This is a genomic window from Streptomyces humidus, assembly GCF_014649655.1.
Taxonomy (GTDB): domain Bacteria; phylum Actinomycetota; class Actinomycetes; order Streptomycetales; family Streptomycetaceae; genus Streptomyces; species Streptomyces humidus.
Genome location: NZ_BMTL01000071.1, coordinates 1 through 16811, shown reverse-complemented (window position 1 = coordinate 16811; position 16811 = coordinate 1). Strand labels below are relative to the sequence as shown.

The window sequence follows — 16811 nt, the reverse complement described above, 5'->3', positions numbered from 1 at the left end:
CCACCCGGGAACCGGCACGCCATACCCACGACCACCACCGGATCGTCACCCACACCCACCGACGCGGGCAGCATCACCTCACCGGCGACCACACCGGAGAGCCGGCCGTCGAGGTGGCCTGCCACGGCGTCGGGGGTCGGGAAGTCGAACAGGAGAGAGGCGGGCAGGGGCAGGTCGGTCGCAGCCTTGAGCCGGTTGCGGAGGTCGACGGAGGTGAGGGAGTCGAAGCCGAGGTCCTTGAAGGTGCGGCGGGGCTCGATCTGGTCCGCCGATTCGTGGTCGAGGATGGCCGCGGCGTGGGTGCGCACCAGGTCCAGCAGAGCGCCGTGCCGGTCACGTGGGGACAGGCCCGCCAGGCGGTCGTGCAGCGGCGAGGCCACCTCGTCGATGTCCTGGACCGCGGCGACGTCGGCGTCCTCGGCGTCCGGAGCCGTCGCTGACGTCACAATTGACACGGATGCCACGGGCGTCACTGACGGCTCGGACATGTCGGATATCCCAGATGCCGCGGTCCGGCCGGCGACGGCATCGGGCAGCCAGTAGCGGCGGCGCTGGAAGGCGTAGGTCGGCAGTGCGGTGGGCCGGGCACGGTGCGCCGCGAAGCAGGGGGTCCAGTCGACGGGGAGGCCGCGGGTGTGCAGGCCCGCGAGGGCCGCGAGGAAGGCCGTCGTTTCGGGGCGGTCCTTGCGGACGGCGGGAACGGCGAACGTCTCCTCGTCCCTCAGGCTCTGTTCGGCGAGAGCCGTCAGGGTGCCGTCCGGACCGAGTTCCAGGAAGCGGCGGGCGCCCTGTTCCTCCAGCGTCCGGATGCCGTCGGCGAACCGCACGGGCCGGCGGACGTGCCGCGTCCAGTAGTCGGGAGACGCCAGTTCCTCGGCCGTCGCAAGGCGGCCGGTGACGTCGGAGACGATCGGGAGGGCGGGCTGCCCGTAGGACACGTCGGCGAGTACGGCGCGGAACTCGTCCAGCATCGGGTCCATGAGCGGCGAGTGGAAGGCGTGGCTGACGCGCAGGATCGTCACCTTGCGGTCGCGGGCCCTGAAGTACGCGCCGACCTGCTCGACTGCTCCGGCCGTGCCCGATACGACCACCGCACGGGGGCCGTTGACCGCGGCGATGCCCACCTCGTCGTTCAGCAGGGGGAGCGCCTCGTCCTCGGTCGCCTCCACCGCGGCCATCGCGCCGCCCGCCGGGAGGGCCTGCATCAGCCGTCCCCGCGCGACGACGACACGGCAGGCGTCGGCCAGCGACCAGAGGCCGGCCACATGCGCCGCGGCGATCTCACCGACGGAGTGGCCGAACACGACGTCGGGGCGCACGCCGAAGGACTCGGCGAGGCGGAAGAGGGCGACTTCGAGGGCGAACAGGGCGGGCTGGGTGAATTCGGTCCGGTTCAGCCGCTCCTCGGCGGCGGCGTCCTGTGGTTCGCCGAACGCCACCTCCTTCAGGTCGAAGGGGAGTTCGGCGTCGACGGCGTCGAAGGCCTCGGTGAAGACGGGATAGGCGTCGTACAACTCCCGTCCCATACCGAGTCGTTGGGATCCCTGGCCTGCGAAGAGGAAGGCCGTGCGGGTGGGTCCCGCGGTGCCGGTGGAGTCGTCGGCGGTGCTGTCCGAGGCGGTCGGAGGCGTCGTCGGGGACGGCTGACAGGCGCCGATGACGACGTCGTTCGACGGGGTGCCGGCCACGAGGGCGGTCAGGCCGCGGAGCAGCTCGTCGCGGTGCCTGCCGACGACGACGGCACGGTGTTCGAAGCGGGTCCTGGTCTCCGCCAGGGAGTGGGCGATTTCGGCCGGGTGCGCGGCGGGGTGGGTCTCCAGGCGGGTGAGCAGTCGGCGGGCCTGGCCGCGCAGCGCCTTGCGGGTGCGGGCGGAGATGATCCACGGAAGCGGTACGCGGGCGGCCTCCGGGTCGGCTTCCGGCTCGGCACGAGTCGTCGGCGTCTCGGCGTCCGGCGTCCGGGCGTCCGGCGTCCGGGCGTCGGCGGGTGCGGGGACGGGCCACTCCTCCAGCACGACATGGCAGTTGGTGCCGCCCATCCCGAAGGAGCTGACGCCGGCCCGCCGGGGCCCGTCCTGGTCGGTCCAGGGCCGGGGCTCGCCGGCGACACGCAGATTGAGGGCGTCGAGCGGGATGGCGGGGTTGGGCTTCTGGTAGTTGAGGCTGGCGGGGATCCGGCGGTGGCTGAGGGAGAGGACGGTCTTGACGAGACCGGCGATGCCGGCCGCGCCCTCCAGGTGGCCGATGTTGGTCTTGACGGAGCCGACGAGCAGGGGGGCTCCGGCGGGGCGGGCGCCGCCGACGACCTCCCCGAGGGCAGCGGCCTCGATGGGGTCGCCGAGCCGGGTGCCGGTGCCGTGCAGTTCGACGTACTGGACGTCGGCGGGATTCACGGCGGCCTGGCGGTAGGCGAGGCGCAGCACGTCCTCCTGCGCCTCGCGCAGCGGTGCGGTCAGTCCGTCGCCGCCACCGTCGTTGTTGGTGGCACTGCCGCGGATGACGCAGTGGATGCGATCGCCGTCGGCGAGGGCCCGGGCGAGAGGCTTGAGGAGGACCAGCGCGCCGCCTTCGCCGCGTACATAGCCGTTGGCGCGGGCGTCGAAGGTGTAGCAGCGGCCGTCCGGGGAGAGTGCGCCGAAACCGGCGGAGGCGAGGTCGCTGTCGGGGGCGAGGGTGAGGTTGACGCCGCCGGCCAGGGCGAGTTCGGACTCGCCGCGCCGCAGGCTCTCGCAGGCCAGGTGGACGGCGACCAGGGAGGACGACTGGCCGGCGTCCACCGTCAGGCTGGGGCCGCGCAGGCCGAGGACGTAGGAGAGGCGGTTGGCGATGATGCCCCGGTTGAGGCCGCTGAGGGTGTACCGGCCGACGGTCTCGGGGCCGAGACGGCGCGCGAGGGAGGCGTAGTCGTCCCAGATGGCGCCGACGAAGACTCCGGTGCGGCTGCCGCGCAGGCGCGCGGGGACGAAGGCTGCCTCTTCCAGGGCCTCCCAGCCGAGTTCGAGGACCAGGCGCTGCTGGGGGTCCATGGCCGCGGCCTCGCGCGGCGAGATGGCGAAGAAGCCGGGGTCGAAGCGGTCGACGTGGTCGAGATAGGCGCCGCGGCGGACGGTTCCCGGGGCGGCCGGGCCGGATTCCGCGAGCGCGTCCCGGCGGCTGTGGGGGGTTTCGGTGACGGCGCTCTCGCCCTCGATCAGCAGGCGCCAGAAAGCGGCCGGATCGGGCGCCTGGGGAAAGCGGCAGGAAATTCCCACGACCGCCACGGCGTTGTTCAGCGCCGTCGCGTGCCGGGGTTCCGACGAGATATGGGCCGTCTTCTCCGGAAGGAGTGTGGTCCCCTGAAGAGGCGCCTCTTCCTGAAGGTGCTCGGGTCCCTGAAAGAATTCCGACGCGCTTACCCGTGCCTGTGCGTCTTCTGGCAACACGGCCACTGCCTCCGCCCTACGGATCCGGCTCAATTTCCGGCCGCGGATTCCGGCCGGATCCGACTTCCCGCGCGACCTGCGAGACGATCGATGTGTGCGATGCGATCGATGGTTCCGGTGTTCGTCATACTGGCGGCTGCCGTGGGACCAGTCCCGCGCGCAGCTCTTGGTCTAGGGAGACTTCTACTTCTTCGGCCCTGGTCAGCGGCCTTCAGTGCCTGCGGTGGGCGACCATCTGGAGGCCGCCGCGGGGCTGCAGGGTGATGTCGCTCGCGACCCGGACGGGCCCCTTGTCGACGGGTTCGAACTCCCAGTGGCGGCTGAGGGTCGCCAGGGCCATGACGCCTTCCATCTGAGCGAAGACGTTCCCGATGCACTGCCGGGGTCCGGCCCCGAAGGGGAGGTATGCCAGCCTGGGGCGGCCCGCCTCCTTGGCGTGGCCCGCCAGCGGGTCGGACGGGTCGGGCTCGGGGAGGAACCGCTGCGGGGCGAACCGCTCCGGCTCGGGCCACCAGGCAGGATCGCGGTGCAGGACGTAGGGGCTGCAGATGACCACGCTGTTGCGGGGGATGTGGTAGCCGTTGGCCGTGTAGTCCTCCAGTGAGCGCCTGACGAGGTTCCAGGCCGGCGGATACAGGCGCAGCGCCTCGGAGTACACGGCGTCGGTGTACTTCAGGTCGGGCAGGTCCTCGACGGTGGGCAGCCTGTCTCCGAGGACCTCGTCGATCTCCGTGTGCAGCCGCTCGCGTGTCTCGGGGTTGGTGCCGAGCAGCTGGTACGCCCAGGTCAGAGCGCCCGAGGAGGTCTCGTGACCGGCCATCAGCAGGGTGACGGCCTCGTCGCGCACCTCCAGGTCGCTGAGGTGTTCGCCGGTGTCGGCGTCGGTGACGGTCAGCAGGACGGACAGCAGGTCCGCACCGTCCCCGGAACCCTGGCGCCGTTCCTCGATCATGGCGTAGACGATGTCGTCGATGTTCCTCAGGCCGCGCTTGAGCTGGCGGTTGGCGGGCAGGGGGAGGCGCAGCAGGATCTTGCCGAAGGGGCTCAGCTCCCAGCGCAGCGGACCGCCTTCGCGGGGGAAGGCGGTGCGGATGCTCTCGGCGGCCTCGCTTTCCAGGGAGACGTCGAAGAGGGTGCGGGTGACCATGCCGAGAGCGAGTTCGTACATGGACTCGTGGAAATTGAACTTCTCACCGTCGGTGAACTTCGCGGAGGCCTCTTCGGCGATGGCGGCGAAACTGGAGCCGTATCCGGCGATGCGCTTGCGGTGGAAGACGGGCTGGATGAGCCGTCGCTGCCTGCGGTGGTAGGTGCCGACGCTGGTCACCAGGCCCTTGCCGAGGACGTTGCGGCCCAGGATGGTCTCGAGGTTGGCGCTCCAGTCGTCGGGGCCGGGGCCGGTCTTCTTGGTGTCTTTGTCGAAGCGGCGGCTGGAGGCGACGATGACGTCCTGGACGACGTCGAAATCGCTGAGGAGGAAGACCTCGTCCTTTCCCATCGGAATGCGGACGACCGGGCCGTGCTTGTCGCGCAGGCGGGACATGTAGCCCGGGATGTTGCGGACGACCTCGCGCATCTCCTTCAGCCCCAGGGAGTCCGGCGTGGGTATGGACTCGGTCGGCGCAGTTGACCCGGAAGTCGTTTGAACGTCGGTCACGGATGTCTCCTGGTCTGCGGAGGCTGACAGGGCTCGGTGCGCCGGGCGACGGTGGGCGGAGCGGAATTCCTGCGGCCTCGGCGAAAGGGCGGATACGCCCGGTGGAGCTGGCGCCCGACGCTAGCACCGGGGAGGCGGAGGGCCGTCGGCTGCCGCCGACTTCTAGGGAATTCCAGCGTGTTGGCGCGATGCGGCCGGTGTCGGCGGGCGTGTGGCGGGGGTCGCCCGTACGCTGTGCGGGTGCCGGACCGCCTCGGCGTGAGGGCGACCGGGCACGTGTTCCGTACGGCCCCCAGCGGACGGAGAACCATGACGAGCGGTGAACTCCCCCTTCCGGAACGGCGTCCGCAGCACGCCGCCGACGGGCCGGCCGGAAGTGAGGACACCCCACACGGCTCGGCCGCCCGCACCGGCTCCGGGCCGCCTCTGCTGCTGACCGTCCTGGTGGACCTCGGCATCCCCGTCGGCCTGTACTACGGGCTGACGGCGGCGGGGGTGAGCGATGTGCTCGCGCTGACCGCGGGGGCCGTGGTGCCCGCGGTGGCGACGCTGGCGCGGTTCGCCAGGACGCGGCGGGTGGACGTGCTCGGCGCGTTCGTGACGACGATGCTGGTGCTCAGCATCGTCGTGTCGCTGGCCGGGGGGAGCGCGCGGCTGCTGCTGGTGCGCGACGGCTGGCTGACGGCGGTGGCCGGGCTGGGCTTCCTGGTGTCCCTGCGCGGCCGGCGGCCGCTCGCGTTCGGCTTCTCCCGCCGGCTGCTGGAGCGGCGCACAGCCGGTGGGCGGGACTGGGACGAACTGTGGGAGGAGGAGCCCCGGTTCCGGCGGATCTGGCGGGTCACCACGGTGATCTGGGGCGTCGGGCTGCTGGTGGACTCCGGGATCCGGACGCTGATGGCGTACACGCTGCCGGTGCATGTGGTGCCCGCGCTCAACGGCGCCCAGTACGGCGTCTTCACGCTGGCGATGCTGGTGATCGTCAACATCTACCACGCACGCGCCGGGCTGTGGTCCGTTCTGTCGCCGCAGCCCGGCACACCCATGGCCGGCGGCCGGGACCCCGGGTCCGGCCCTCACTCACGAGGATGACCCACGTGTTGCACACTCAGCTGGGCCGGACGGGGCTGCGCGTCAGCAGGCTGGTCCTCGGCACCGTGAACTTCGGCGGCCGGGTGGAGGAGCCCGAGGCGCACCGTCTGATGGATCACGCGCTGGCCGAGGGCGTCAACTTCGTCGACACGGCCAACACCTATGGCTGGCGCGTGTACAAGGGCCACACGGAGGAAGTCATCGGCAGATGGCTGGCCGGGAGTCCTTCCCGGCGCGACGAGGTCGTCGTCGCCACCAAGGTCGGCGATCCGATGGGCGACGGCCTCAACGCGCACGGGCTCTCGGCCCGCAACATCGTCGCCTCCTGCGAGGCGTCGCTGAGGCGGCTCGGCACGGACTGGATCGACCTCTACCAGATGCACCACATCGACCGGTCCGTGCGGTGGGACGAGGTGTGGCAGGCGATGGACCTCCTCGTCGCCCAGGGCAAGGTGCGCTATGTCGGCTCGTCCAACTTCGCCGGCTGGGACATCGCGTCCGCACAGGAGGCCGCCGGGCGTCGCAACGCCCTCGGCCTGGTGTCGGAGCAGTGCGTCTACAACCTCGTCACCCGGCATGCGGAGTTGGAGGTCATTCCCGCGGCGCGGGCCTACGGCCTCGGGGTGCTGGTGTGGTCGCCGCTGCACGGCGGGCTGCTCAGCGGCGTGCTGCGCAAGCTGCGGGAGAACGACGCGGTGAAGTCGGCCCAGGGTCGTGCCGCGGAGGCCCTCGACCGGTACCGCGGCGCCATCGACGCCTACGAGAAGCTCTGCGCCGACCACGGTCTCGATCCCGCGGAGGCGGGGCTGGCCTGGACGCTGTCGCGTCCGGGTGTGACGGCCGCGGTGATCGGTCCGCGGACGGAACAGCATGTCGACGGGGCTCTCCGCGCCCTCCGTTCCCCTCTGCCGGAGTCCTTGGCGGCCGGCCTCGAGGAGCTCTTCCCGCCCGTCGGCCGCGGCGGGCCGGCACCCGACGCCTGGCTGTCCTGACGGTCCGTGTGCGGGAGGGCCGCCGGGCGTCGCGACGCCACGGGGCCCCCTCAGAAGTCCTCTACCCCGCCTAGGCCTGCGTGGGCTGTCCCGTCCACACGGCTCCGGTCTCCACCAGGGACCGGAGCCGTGGGACCGAGCGCGGCAGGTTCACCGCGACGGCGCCGCGGACCCGGTCCTCGACGCAGTAGACCGCGGTGAACCTCCGCTCGGCGGCGCTGCCTTCGACGAGGTGGCAGCTGTCGGTCCCGGCGATCTCCCCGAACACCTGGATCTTCAGGTCGTGTTGATCGGTCCAGAAGTACGGCAGCGGCGCGACGGGCCGGGCTCCGGCGCCGGCGAGCAGGTTGCGGGCGACCGCGACGGCCTGTTCGGTCGCCTGTGTCCGGTGCTCCCAGCGTCTGCGCCGTCCCGTGCGCGGGTCGGGCCGGCCGGCGACGTCGCCCGCGGCCCACACCCCGGGCCGGGCCGCGCCCAGGCCGTCGCAGACGACGCCGTCCCCGACCGGGACCCCGCTGCCCGCCAGCCACTCGGTGTTGGTGAGCGAACCGATCGCCACCAGCACGACGTCCGCCGGCAGGTGCGTTCCGTCGGCCAGCAGGACTCCGGTGGCCGCGCCGCCCCTGCCGACCACCCCGCGCACCCGTCCGCGCCGGAAGCGCAGCCCGAGATCGCGGTGCACGGCGGCGACCAGCCCGGCCGCCTGCGGCCCGACGAGGTCGAGCAGCGGCACGGGTGCGGTGCCGACCAGTGTGACGTCCGCCCCCAGGCCGCGGGCGGCGACGGCCGCCTCCGTGCCGAGCAGACCGGCCCCGGCCACGACCAGCCGGCGTCCCTCGCCGAGGGCGTCTCTCAGGGCGAGGGCGTCTCTCAGGGCGAGGGCGTCGTCGAGGGTGCGCAGGACGTGCACACCGCTCACTCCTTCGGTGCCGGGCAGCGTCAAGGGCCGCACACCCGTCGCGATCACGACGGCGTCGGCGCGCAGGCGGCCGCCGTCGGCGAGCTCGACCGCGCGGCCGGCCGGGTCCAGACGGCAGGCGGCGGTGCCCGGGCGCACGTCGATGCCGAGCCGGTCGTAGACCTCCGGCCCGCGCAGTCGGATCCGGTCCGGCTCCCACCGGCCGGAGAGGATCTGCTTGGACAGGGGCGGCCGGTCGTACGGCGGATGGGGTTCGGCGCCGACGAGGGTGAGGCGGCCCTCGTAGCCCTGTCGTCTGAGGGTCTCCGCGGTGGTGGCGCCGGCGGCGCCCGCGCCGACGACGACGATCGCGTCCGGGCTGCTCAAGGGTTCGTCTCCATGGTCTTTTTCAGCGGCTCCCACCAGGGCCGGTTCTCCCGGTACCAGGCGACGGTCTCGGCCAGGCCGGTGGCGAAGTCCTTGCGCGGCCGGTAGCCGAGCTCGTCGCGGATCTTGGACCAGTCGACGCAGTAACGGCGGTCGTGGCCCTTGCGGTCCGTGACGTACTCGACGCGGTCCGGCCCGGCGCCGCACGCGTCGAGGAGGAGGTCGGTCAGCCGGCGGTTGGTCAGCTCGGTCCCGCCGCCGATGTTGTAGACCTCGCCGGGACGGCCGCCGGTGCGGACCAGCTCGATGCCCTGGACGTGGTCGTCGATGTGCAGCCAGTCGCGTACGTTGCCGCCGTCCCCGTACAGCGGCACCTTGCGGCCGTCGAGGAGGTGGGTGGCGAACAGCGGGACGACCTTCTCCGGGTGCTGGTGGTGGCCGTAGTTGTTGGAGCACCGGGTCACCCGCACGTCCAGGCCGTGGGTGCGGTGGTGGGCCAGGGCCAGCAGGTCGGAGGAGGCTTTCGACGCGGAGTAGGGGGAGTTGGGCAGCAGCGGGCTCTCCTCGGTCCAGGCTCCGGTGTCGACGGAGCCGTACACCTCGTCGGTGGAGACGTGGACGAAGGTGCGGATGCCGTGGCGCAGAGCCGCGTCGAGCAGGGTCTGCGTGCCCAGGACGTTGGTGCGGACGAACTCGGCGGAGCTGAGGATCGAGCGGTCCACGTGGGACTCGGCGGCGAAGTGCACCACTTCGTCGTGGGCGGCCATGAGGTCGTCGACGAGCTCCCGGTCGCAGATGTCGCCCTTGACGAAGGAGAACCCGGGACGGCCGCGCACCGGGTCCAGATTGCCCGGGTTGCCGGCGTAGGTGAGCTTGTCCAGGACGGTGACGGTGACACCGGCCGGACCGCCGGGTCCGAGCAGGGTCCGCACGTGGTGGGAACCGATGAAGCCGGCGCCGCCGGTGACCAGGATGCGTGCGGCGGGGGCGGGGTGCGGGCGGCTCATGAGGAGATCTGCACCCGCCCGTGGTCGCCTATCACCAGCCGGTGGGTGGCGGGCACGCGGGGGCCCAGGGAGACCCGGACGTTGCGGCCGACGAGGGAGCCCTCCACCCGGCGGATGCTGTCGAACCTGGACTCCCGCAGGATGATCGAGAACTCGATCTCGCTGTCGCGGATGACGCAGTCCTCCGCGATGGACGTCGACGGGCCGATGTAGGAGTTCTCGACCACGGTGCCCGGACCGATGATCGCGGGTCCCACGATGCGTGAGCCGCGGATGACGGCTCCGGCGTCGACGCGCACCCGGCCGACGATCTCGCTGGTCTCGTCGACGTCGCCGTCGACGCGGTGCTCCAGCAGGTCCAGCAGTCTGCGGTTGACGTCGAGGATGTCGGCGGCGTTGCCGGTGTCCTTCCAGTAGCCGGTGATCACGGTGGTGCGCACGTCGTGGTCGCGCTCCAGCAGCCACTGGACGGCATCGGTGATCTCCAGTTCGCCGCGCGCGGAGGGCCGGATGGCGCGCACCGCCTCGTGGATCGCGGGCCCGAAGAGGTACACGCCCACCAGTGCGAGGTCGCTGCGGGGCTGCGCGGGTTTCTCCTCCAGACGCACCAGGCGCCCGGCGTCGTCGAGTTCGGCGACGCCGAAGGCGGACGGGTCGGGCACGCGGGTGAGCAGGAGCTGGGCGTCCGGGCGGACCTTGCGGAACTCGTCCACGGAGTCGGTGATGCCGCCGAAGACGAAGTTGTCGCCGAGGAACATCACGAAGTCGTCGTCGCCGAGGAAGTCCCGGGCGATGAGCACGGCGTGGGACAGGCCCAGCGGGGCCTCCTGCCGCAGGTAGGTGACCTCGAGTCCGAAGCGGGAGCCGTCGCCGACGGCCTGCCGGATCTCGTTCTCGGTGTCGCCGACGACGATCGCGGCCTCGGTGATCCCGGCGTCCGCGATCGCCTCCAGGCCGTAGAAGAGGATGGGCTTGTTGGCGACCGGCACCAACTGCTTGGCGGAGGTGTGGGTGATCGGCCGGAGCCGGGTGCCCGCCCCGCCGGAGAGCACGAGAGCCTTCACGGTTGCGTCCCGCCTAACTGGTTCGTGGGTGAGAGGGACGGCCGTCAGGACTGCAGCTCGATCGCGCCCGAGGGGCAGATCAGCTCCGCCTCGGTCACGGCGGCGTGCAGGTCCTGCGACGGTTCGGGCAGAAGCAGTTCGACGAGACCGTCCTCGGGGTTCTGCTCGAAGACGGCGGCGGCGGCCAGCACGCACTGCCCGGCTCCGACGCAGCGCTCACGGTCCACGTTGATCTTCACGGTGTTGTCCTGTTCCTCGGGTGTCGGGACGGTTCGTGGTGCGCGCGGCCGTGGGGCCGGCGAGGGCGGTTCAGCGCACTTCCGCCAGTCGCTCCAGATCGGCCACCAGGTCGTACGGGCTGGGCATCGCGCGGGACTCGGCCCGCAGCCGCCGGGCGGCCTGCGCGGCCTGCGGCTCTCCGATGAAGCGCCGTATCCCGTCGTGGACCCTGTCCACGGTGGCGTCCCCGTGGCGCAGGTACACGCCGGCCCCGGCGCGTTCGAGCGCCCGGCCGCGCTGTTCGTGATCGGCGATCAGGGTGGAGAGCATCATCTGGGGCACTCCGGCGACCATGGCGGTGGCGAAGGTGCCGTAGCCGCCGTGGTGGATGACGGCCGAGCAGCTCGGCAGCAGGGTGCTCAGGGCGACCGAGTGGACGGCCCGCGCGTTGTCGGGCAGGGCGCCGAGCTGTTCGACCTGGGCGGGCAGCAGGGCGGCGACCACCTCCACGTCCTCGTCCGCGAGGGCGTCGAGGATCTTCGGTACGGAGACGTAGTCCCCGCCGTACGCCTCGGTGTTGGAGGCGCCGAGGCTGACGCAGACCCGGGGCCGCTCGGGCGGCTCGCGCAGCCAGTCCCACACCACCGCGCGGCCGTTGTAGGGGATGTACCGCATGGGCAGTTCGCGGGACGCCGACGGGATCGACAGGGACGGCGGGAGGGTGCTGATGGTGGCCCCGCCGTGCAGCATCTCCTCGTCGCAGGAGAACCCGAACGGCTCCGACCTCGCCGCGAGCCAGTCGGCGAGCGGGTCGACGCGCTCGGACTCGGGCTGCTCCCGCATCAGTTCCAGGTACGTCTGCCGGCTGCGGCCCCACACGTCGGAGCACCACATCAGGCGGGCGTGCGCGGCTCCGCTGATCCGGGCGGCGATGGCTCCGGCGTACGCCAGCGGGTCCCGGATCACCAGGTCGGGCCGCCAGCCCTGGGCGAACGCGGCCAGGTCGTCGATCATGGAGTCGTTGTAGGGGGCGAACGCGTAGGGGACGCTCAGCGCGAAGCGCTCCTTCAGCTCCGGCCAGTCCACCTGGTCGCGTTCGCAGCGGCTCCAGTTCGCGGTCGCGTAGTCCTGCGACTCCCGGTAGGCGGACATGTCCTGGTGGACGCCGTGGTCGGCGCCGACGGGAACGGCGGTGAGTCCCGCGCGGGTGATGGTCTCCACGGCCGCGGGATGGCTTGCCACCCGCACGTCGTGACCGGCGGCGCTGAGTGCCCACGCCAGCGGGGTCATGAAGTACACATGGGATTTCTCGGACAGGCTGACGAACAGGACGCGCATCATGCTCCCTCGGTCGGTCGGGCCTGTGCCGGGCCCGCGGTGTGCGATGGCAGTGCCGTGGCGACCCAGTCGGCGAGGGCGGCCGCCGTGGTGGCGGCGTGGGACTCCATCATCGTGAAGTGGTTGCCGGGAACCTCCAGCACCCGGTCCGCGCCCTCCCAGGAGCTCTGCCACTCCCCCGGCGCGAGCGGCGGCCGCCCTGCCACGGTGACGGGCGGTTCGCCGGGCCGCACCAGCAGCACGGGCACGGACAGCGCGCCCGGGTCCCACTCGCCGATCATCCGGATGTACCAGCTCATGGCCGAGAGCCGGTCGGCGTCCATGTGGGCGAACATCGACTCCCGGTCGAACATCCCGCCCAGCATCTCGGCCGAGAAGCGGGTGAACGGCGAGTCGGCGCGCGGCATGTAGGTGTCGAGCAGCGCCACCCCCAACGGCGGATGCCCCGACCGCTCCAGACTGCGGGCGGCGGCGAGGGCCAGGATGCCGCCGGACGACGAGCCGGTCAGGACGAACGGCCTGCCGTCCGCGCAGCGCAGCACCCACTCGGCCTGTGCCCTGGCCACCACGTCCAGCGTGGCGGGCAGCGGCTCGTCGCGCCCGAAGCCGGGCGTGGGGAGCGCCCACACGTCCTGCCGGCCGCGAAAAGCGGCGGCGAACCGCGCGTACTGGTGGACACCGGCCAGCGCCACGTAGGAGCTGAAGCAGATCAGCGCGGGACCGTCGTCGCCGGTGGCCAGCCGCAGCCCGGACGACCCGCTGGAGAGCGCGGACGGGGACTCGGCGACCGGGCGCAGTTCGGCGACCGCCTGCAGCAGGGCGAAGCCGTCGTCGATACGGCCCTGTTCGCAGGCGGTGCGGAACAGGGCGCCCACGGTGTCCTGCGGACGGGCGGCGCTCCGGGCCGTCTCGTCGTCGCTGCGGGCCGTGTCCGGGGCGTCCGCCCCGTCGAGGGCCGCTCCCGCGAACCGTTCGGCCAGATCGGCGGCGAGCGCGTGCGGGGTGTCGAGGTCGAACACGAGGGTCGGGGGCAGCCGGAAGCCGGTCAGGGACCCGAGCCGGTTGCGCAGTTCGACGGCGGTCAGCGAGTCGAAGCCGAGTTCCGCGAAGTGGCGGTCGGGCAGCACGTCGTCCGTCGAGTCGTGCCCGAGGACGGCGGCGACCTGGTCGCGGACCGTGTCCAGCAGCACGGCGAGCCGCTGCGGGCCGGCGAGACCCGCGAGCCGGCCGGACAGCGACCGTCCGCCGTCCGCCGGCCCGGCCGAGGCCGCGGCGCGCCGCGCCGTGCGGGGCACGGCAGCCGAGGACTGCCTCGCGACGGCGATCAGGGCCGCGCCGGGAGCGGTGACGGCGGCGTCGAAGAGGGTGAGGCCGGCCTCGGCGGTCAGCGGCAGCATGCCGTTCCTGGCCATCCGCTTCCGGTCGGCCGCTCCGAGCCCCGCCGTCATGCCGCCTTCGGCCTCCCACAGTCCCCAGGCGATCGAGGTGGCGGGCAGTCCGTGCGCCCGCCGGTGCAGGGCGAGTCCGTCGAGGAAGGCGTTCGCCGCGGCGTAGGCGCCCTGGCCCGCGGCGCCGAAGGCGCCCGCAGCGGAGGAGAACACCACGAACGCCGACAGGTCCCGGTCCCGCGTCAACCGGTGCAGATGCCAGGCCGCGTCGGCCTTGGGCCGCAGGACGGCGTCGGCCTGGGCGTCGGTCAGCGAGGTCAGGGTCGCGTCCTCGACGACGCCGGCGACGTGCACGACGGCGGTCAGCGGGTGCTCGTCGGGCACGCGGGCCAGCAGATCCTCCAGTCGGCCGGGGTCGGCGACGTCGCAGGCGACGAGTGTCGTCTCGGCTCCCTGTGCGGCCAGTTCGGCGGCCAGGGCGTCGGCACCCGGCGCGTCCGTTCCGCGCCGGGACGCCAGCAGCAGCCGGCGTACTCCGTGCGCGGTGACCAGGTGCCGTGCCACCAGCGTGCCGAGGGCTCCGGTGGCTCCGGTGACGAGGACGGTGCCCGCGGACGCGAAGGGGGTCCCGGGCGCGGCGGCGTCGACGGGGGCCGGACCCGGTGCGGTGAGGTGGGGTACGAGGAGTGCTCCGTCCCGGACGGCGGACTGCGGGAGGGCGGTGGCGATCGCGGCCGTGACGGCGCAGGGTGAGTCCTCGTCCGCCGTGGGAGACGTGGCGAGGTCGAGGATCCGCACGCGGTCGGGGTGCTCCAGCTGGGCGGACCGCACGAGCCCCCACAGGGCGGCGCCGGCGAGGTCGCCGACGTCCTCCGCCTCGGTGGTGGCGAGGGCTCCGCGCGTGACCAGGACCAGCCGGGAGCCGGCGAAGCGGTCGTCGCCGACCCACTGCCGGACGAGGCCGGCCGCCGTGGCCAGCACCTCCCGCGTGGCCTGTGGGACGGTCCCGGCGGAGGCGGCGCAGGCGGTGAGGACGACCTTGGGCGCGGCGGTGCCGGTGTCGACGGCCGCCGCGAGCGAGGCGAGGTCGGCGTAGCACTCCAGGTGCACGCCGGCCGCGTCGAGCGTCTCGGCCAGGCCTGCGTCGCCCTGCCCGATCAGCGCCCAGCGCGCGGTCCCGGGGGCCGGGGCGGCGGGCTGCGGATCGGCACGCCGCCAGCTCTGCACCAGCAGGGACGGCGCGGTGTCCGTCGTCCCGCCCTGGCCGGGCTCGTGGATCTCACCGGCGGCGACCCTGCGCAGGAGCAACCCCTGCGCCGTGGCCACCGGCCGGCCGTCGGGGTCGGCGACGGTCACCGTGTACTCGTCGGGGCGGTCGGTGGGCGCGAGATGGACGCGCAGCGTGCTCGCCCCGGTCGCGTGGAGGGAGAAGCCGCTCCAGGCGAAGGGCAGGGTCGCCGCCGCGTCCCGGTCGCCGGACGCGTCCAGGGCCCTGACGAGCAGGGTCTGCACGGCGGCGTCCAGCAGGGCCGGGTGCAGCCCGTAGCGGGCCGCCTCGGCCCGGTGGGACTCCGGCAGCGCCACCTCCGCGAACAGGTCCCGGTCCCGCCGCCACACGCGGCCTAGGCCCTGGAACGCCGGCCCGTAGTCGAACCCGCCGGCGGCGAACAGCTCGTACCAGTCGCCCTCCCCCGGTGTCTCGGGTACGACGGGGACGGCGTCCGGCGGCGGCCAGGTACCGGCGTTCCGCGGCGCCGGGCCGGGCTCCTCGGCGAGCAGCCCTCGGGCGTGGCGGTCCCACGGCCGGCCGGCAGCCGCGTCGGCGGGCCGCGCGTGCACGCTGAACGGCCGCCGCCCGTCGTCGTCCGGTGCCCCGAGGGCGAGTTGGAGCTGTACGGCGCCGCGGTCGGGCAGCACCAGCGGGGTCTCCAGGGTCAGCTCGGCGACATGGCCGAGGCCGACCTGGTCACCGGCGTGCACGGCCAGCTCGAGGTAGGCGGTGGCGGGCAGGACGGCACGGCCCAGCACCCGGTGGTCGCCGAGCCAGGCATGCCCCCGCGCCGACAGCCGCCCGCTGAGGACGAGCCCTCCGGTGTCGGCGACCCTGACGGCGGCCGACAGCAGCGGATGCCCGGCGTTCTCCAGCCCGGCGGCGGTGACGTCCCCGGCGTGGGCGGCGGCGTCCAGCCAGTAGCGGCGGCGCTGGAAGGCGTAGGTGGGCAGCGACACCGGCGACGTACTCGGCAGGTGAGCGGTCCAGTCGGCGTCGGCGCCGTGGACGAACAGGGCCGCGAGGGCGGCGAGGGCACTCGACGCCTCGGACCGGTCCTTGCGCAGCACCGGCGTCAGCACCGTGGACCCGGCGTCGTCGAGGGACGCCTGCGCGAGAGCGGTCAGGGTGCCGTCCGGACCGAGTTCGACACAACGGCCGACACCCTGCCCCGCGAGAACCCGCACAGCGTCGGCGAACCGCACCGGCCGCCGCACATGAGCCACCCAGTAGTCCGCCGACATCAACTCCTCGGCCGACGCCGCCTCCCCCGTCACCGTCGACACGATCCGGACCCGCGGCTGCCCGTACGACAGCGACTCCGCCACCTTGCGGAAGTCCGCCAGCATCGGCTCCATCAACGGCGAATGGAAGGCATGACTCACCCGCAACGCCGTCACCTTGCGGCCCAGGCCACGGAAATGCTCCGCGATCTCCTCGACCCACTCGACCGCACCCGAAACCACCACCGCCCGCGGCCCGTTGACCGCCGCGACACCCACCTCGTCACCGAGGAGGGGAAGCACCTCGTCCTCGGACGCCTCGACCGCGGCCATCGCCCCACCCGACGGGAGCGCCTGCATCAACCGGCCCCGCGCCACCACCAGACGACACGCATCCGCCAACGACCACACACCCGCCACATGCGCGGCCGCGATCTCACCGATGGAATGACCGGCCAGGACGTCCGGCCGGACACCCCACGACTCCAGCAGCCGGAACAGCGCCACCTCAAGAGCGAACAGGGCGGGTTGCGCGAACTCCGTACGGTTCAGCAGCTCCGCGTCCTCACCGAAGACGATCTCCCGCAGCCCGAAAGGCAGTTCCGCGTCCACTGCGTCGAAGGCGTCTGCGAAGACGGGATACGCCTCGTACAACTCCCGCCCCATACCCAGACGTTGCGAGCCCTGCCCCGCGAACAGGAACGCCGTGCGCGCATCACGCCGTACCGCCCCCGTGACCACGTTGAGCGCCTCGTCACCGCAAGCGACCGCCTCCAACGCCCGCAGCAACTCCGCCCGCTCCGAACCCCAGACCACCGCCCGATGCTCGAACAACGACCGCGACCGCACCAACGCAC

Annotated in this window: 10 protein-coding genes; 2 read left to right on the top strand and 8 right to left on the bottom strand. The window is 72.9% G+C overall.

The window, feature by feature from the left end; genetic code table 11:
* Nucleotides 1-3260: type I polyketide synthase (locus tag IE239_RS40420; protein WP_444545012.1), on the bottom strand; the 3260-nt coding region annotated here is incomplete at its 3' end.
* Between the two features lie 373 nt (nt 3261-3633).
* Nucleotides 3634-5079 (bottom strand): cytochrome P450, encoded by a 1446-nt coding sequence (locus IE239_RS40415; protein ID WP_190154440.1) that lies wholly within the window; start codon nt 5077-5079, stop codon nt 3634-3636.
* A gap of 309 nt (nt 5080-5388) precedes the next feature.
* Between IE239_RS40415 and IE239_RS40410 the strand changes: the two genes are divergently transcribed.
* Both IE239_RS40410 and IE239_RS40405 read left to right on the top strand, forming a co-directional pair.
* Nucleotides 5389-6168, top strand: a complete 780-nt coding sequence (locus IE239_RS40410) for a VC0807 family protein (RefSeq protein WP_190154439.1) — start codon at nt 5389-5391, stop codon at nt 6166-6168.
* Nucleotides 6165-7160, top strand: coding sequence for an aldo/keto reductase (locus tag IE239_RS40405; protein WP_190154438.1), 996 nt, complete (start codon nt 6165-6167; stop codon nt 7158-7160). The genes IE239_RS40410 and IE239_RS40405 overlap by 4 nt, the downstream gene beginning before the upstream one ends.
* A gap of 70 nt (nt 7161-7230) precedes the next feature.
* On the opposite strand, the gene IE239_RS40400 is transcribed toward IE239_RS40405, so the two are convergent.
* The 6 genes from IE239_RS40400 to IE239_RS40375 all read right to left on the bottom strand — a co-directional run bounded on the left by IE239_RS40400 (nt 7231) and on the right by IE239_RS40375 (nt 16770).
* Entirely contained in the window at nt 7231-8445 is a 1215-nt protein-coding gene (locus tag IE239_RS40400) for an NAD(P)/FAD-dependent oxidoreductase (RefSeq protein WP_190154437.1), read from the bottom strand.
* Nucleotides 8442-9452 carry a dTDP-glucose 4,6-dehydratase gene (gene rfbB, locus IE239_RS40395; RefSeq protein WP_190154436.1) on the bottom strand — a complete coding sequence of 337 codons (1011 nt, stop codon included), beginning with the start codon at nt 9450-9452 and terminating at the stop codon, nt 8442-8444. Before rfbB ends, IE239_RS40400 begins: the two co-directional genes overlap by 4 nt.
* On the bottom strand, nt 9449-10516 hold the full coding sequence (locus tag IE239_RS40390) for a glucose-1-phosphate thymidylyltransferase (protein ID WP_190154435.1): 1068 nt from the start codon (nt 10514-10516) through the stop codon (nt 9449-9451). Before IE239_RS40390 ends, rfbB begins: the two co-directional genes overlap by 4 nt.
* A 44-nt stretch (nt 10517-10560) precedes the next feature.
* Nucleotides 10561-10755 (bottom strand): ferredoxin, encoded by a 195-nt coding sequence (locus IE239_RS40385; protein ID WP_190154434.1) that lies wholly within the window; start codon nt 10753-10755, stop codon nt 10561-10563.
* A 70-nt stretch (nt 10756-10825) separates the two neighbouring features.
* Nucleotides 10826-12076 (bottom strand): activator-dependent family glycosyltransferase, encoded by a 1251-nt coding sequence (locus IE239_RS40380; protein ID WP_229878767.1) that lies wholly within the window; start codon nt 12074-12076, stop codon nt 10826-10828.
* On the bottom strand, nt 12073-16770 hold the full coding sequence (locus IE239_RS40375) for an SDR family NAD(P)-dependent oxidoreductase (protein WP_190154433.1): 4698 nt from the start codon (nt 16768-16770) through the stop codon (nt 12073-12075). The genes IE239_RS40380 and IE239_RS40375 overlap by 4 nt, the downstream gene beginning before the upstream one ends.
* Between the last annotated feature and the right edge of the window lie 41 nt (nt 16771-16811).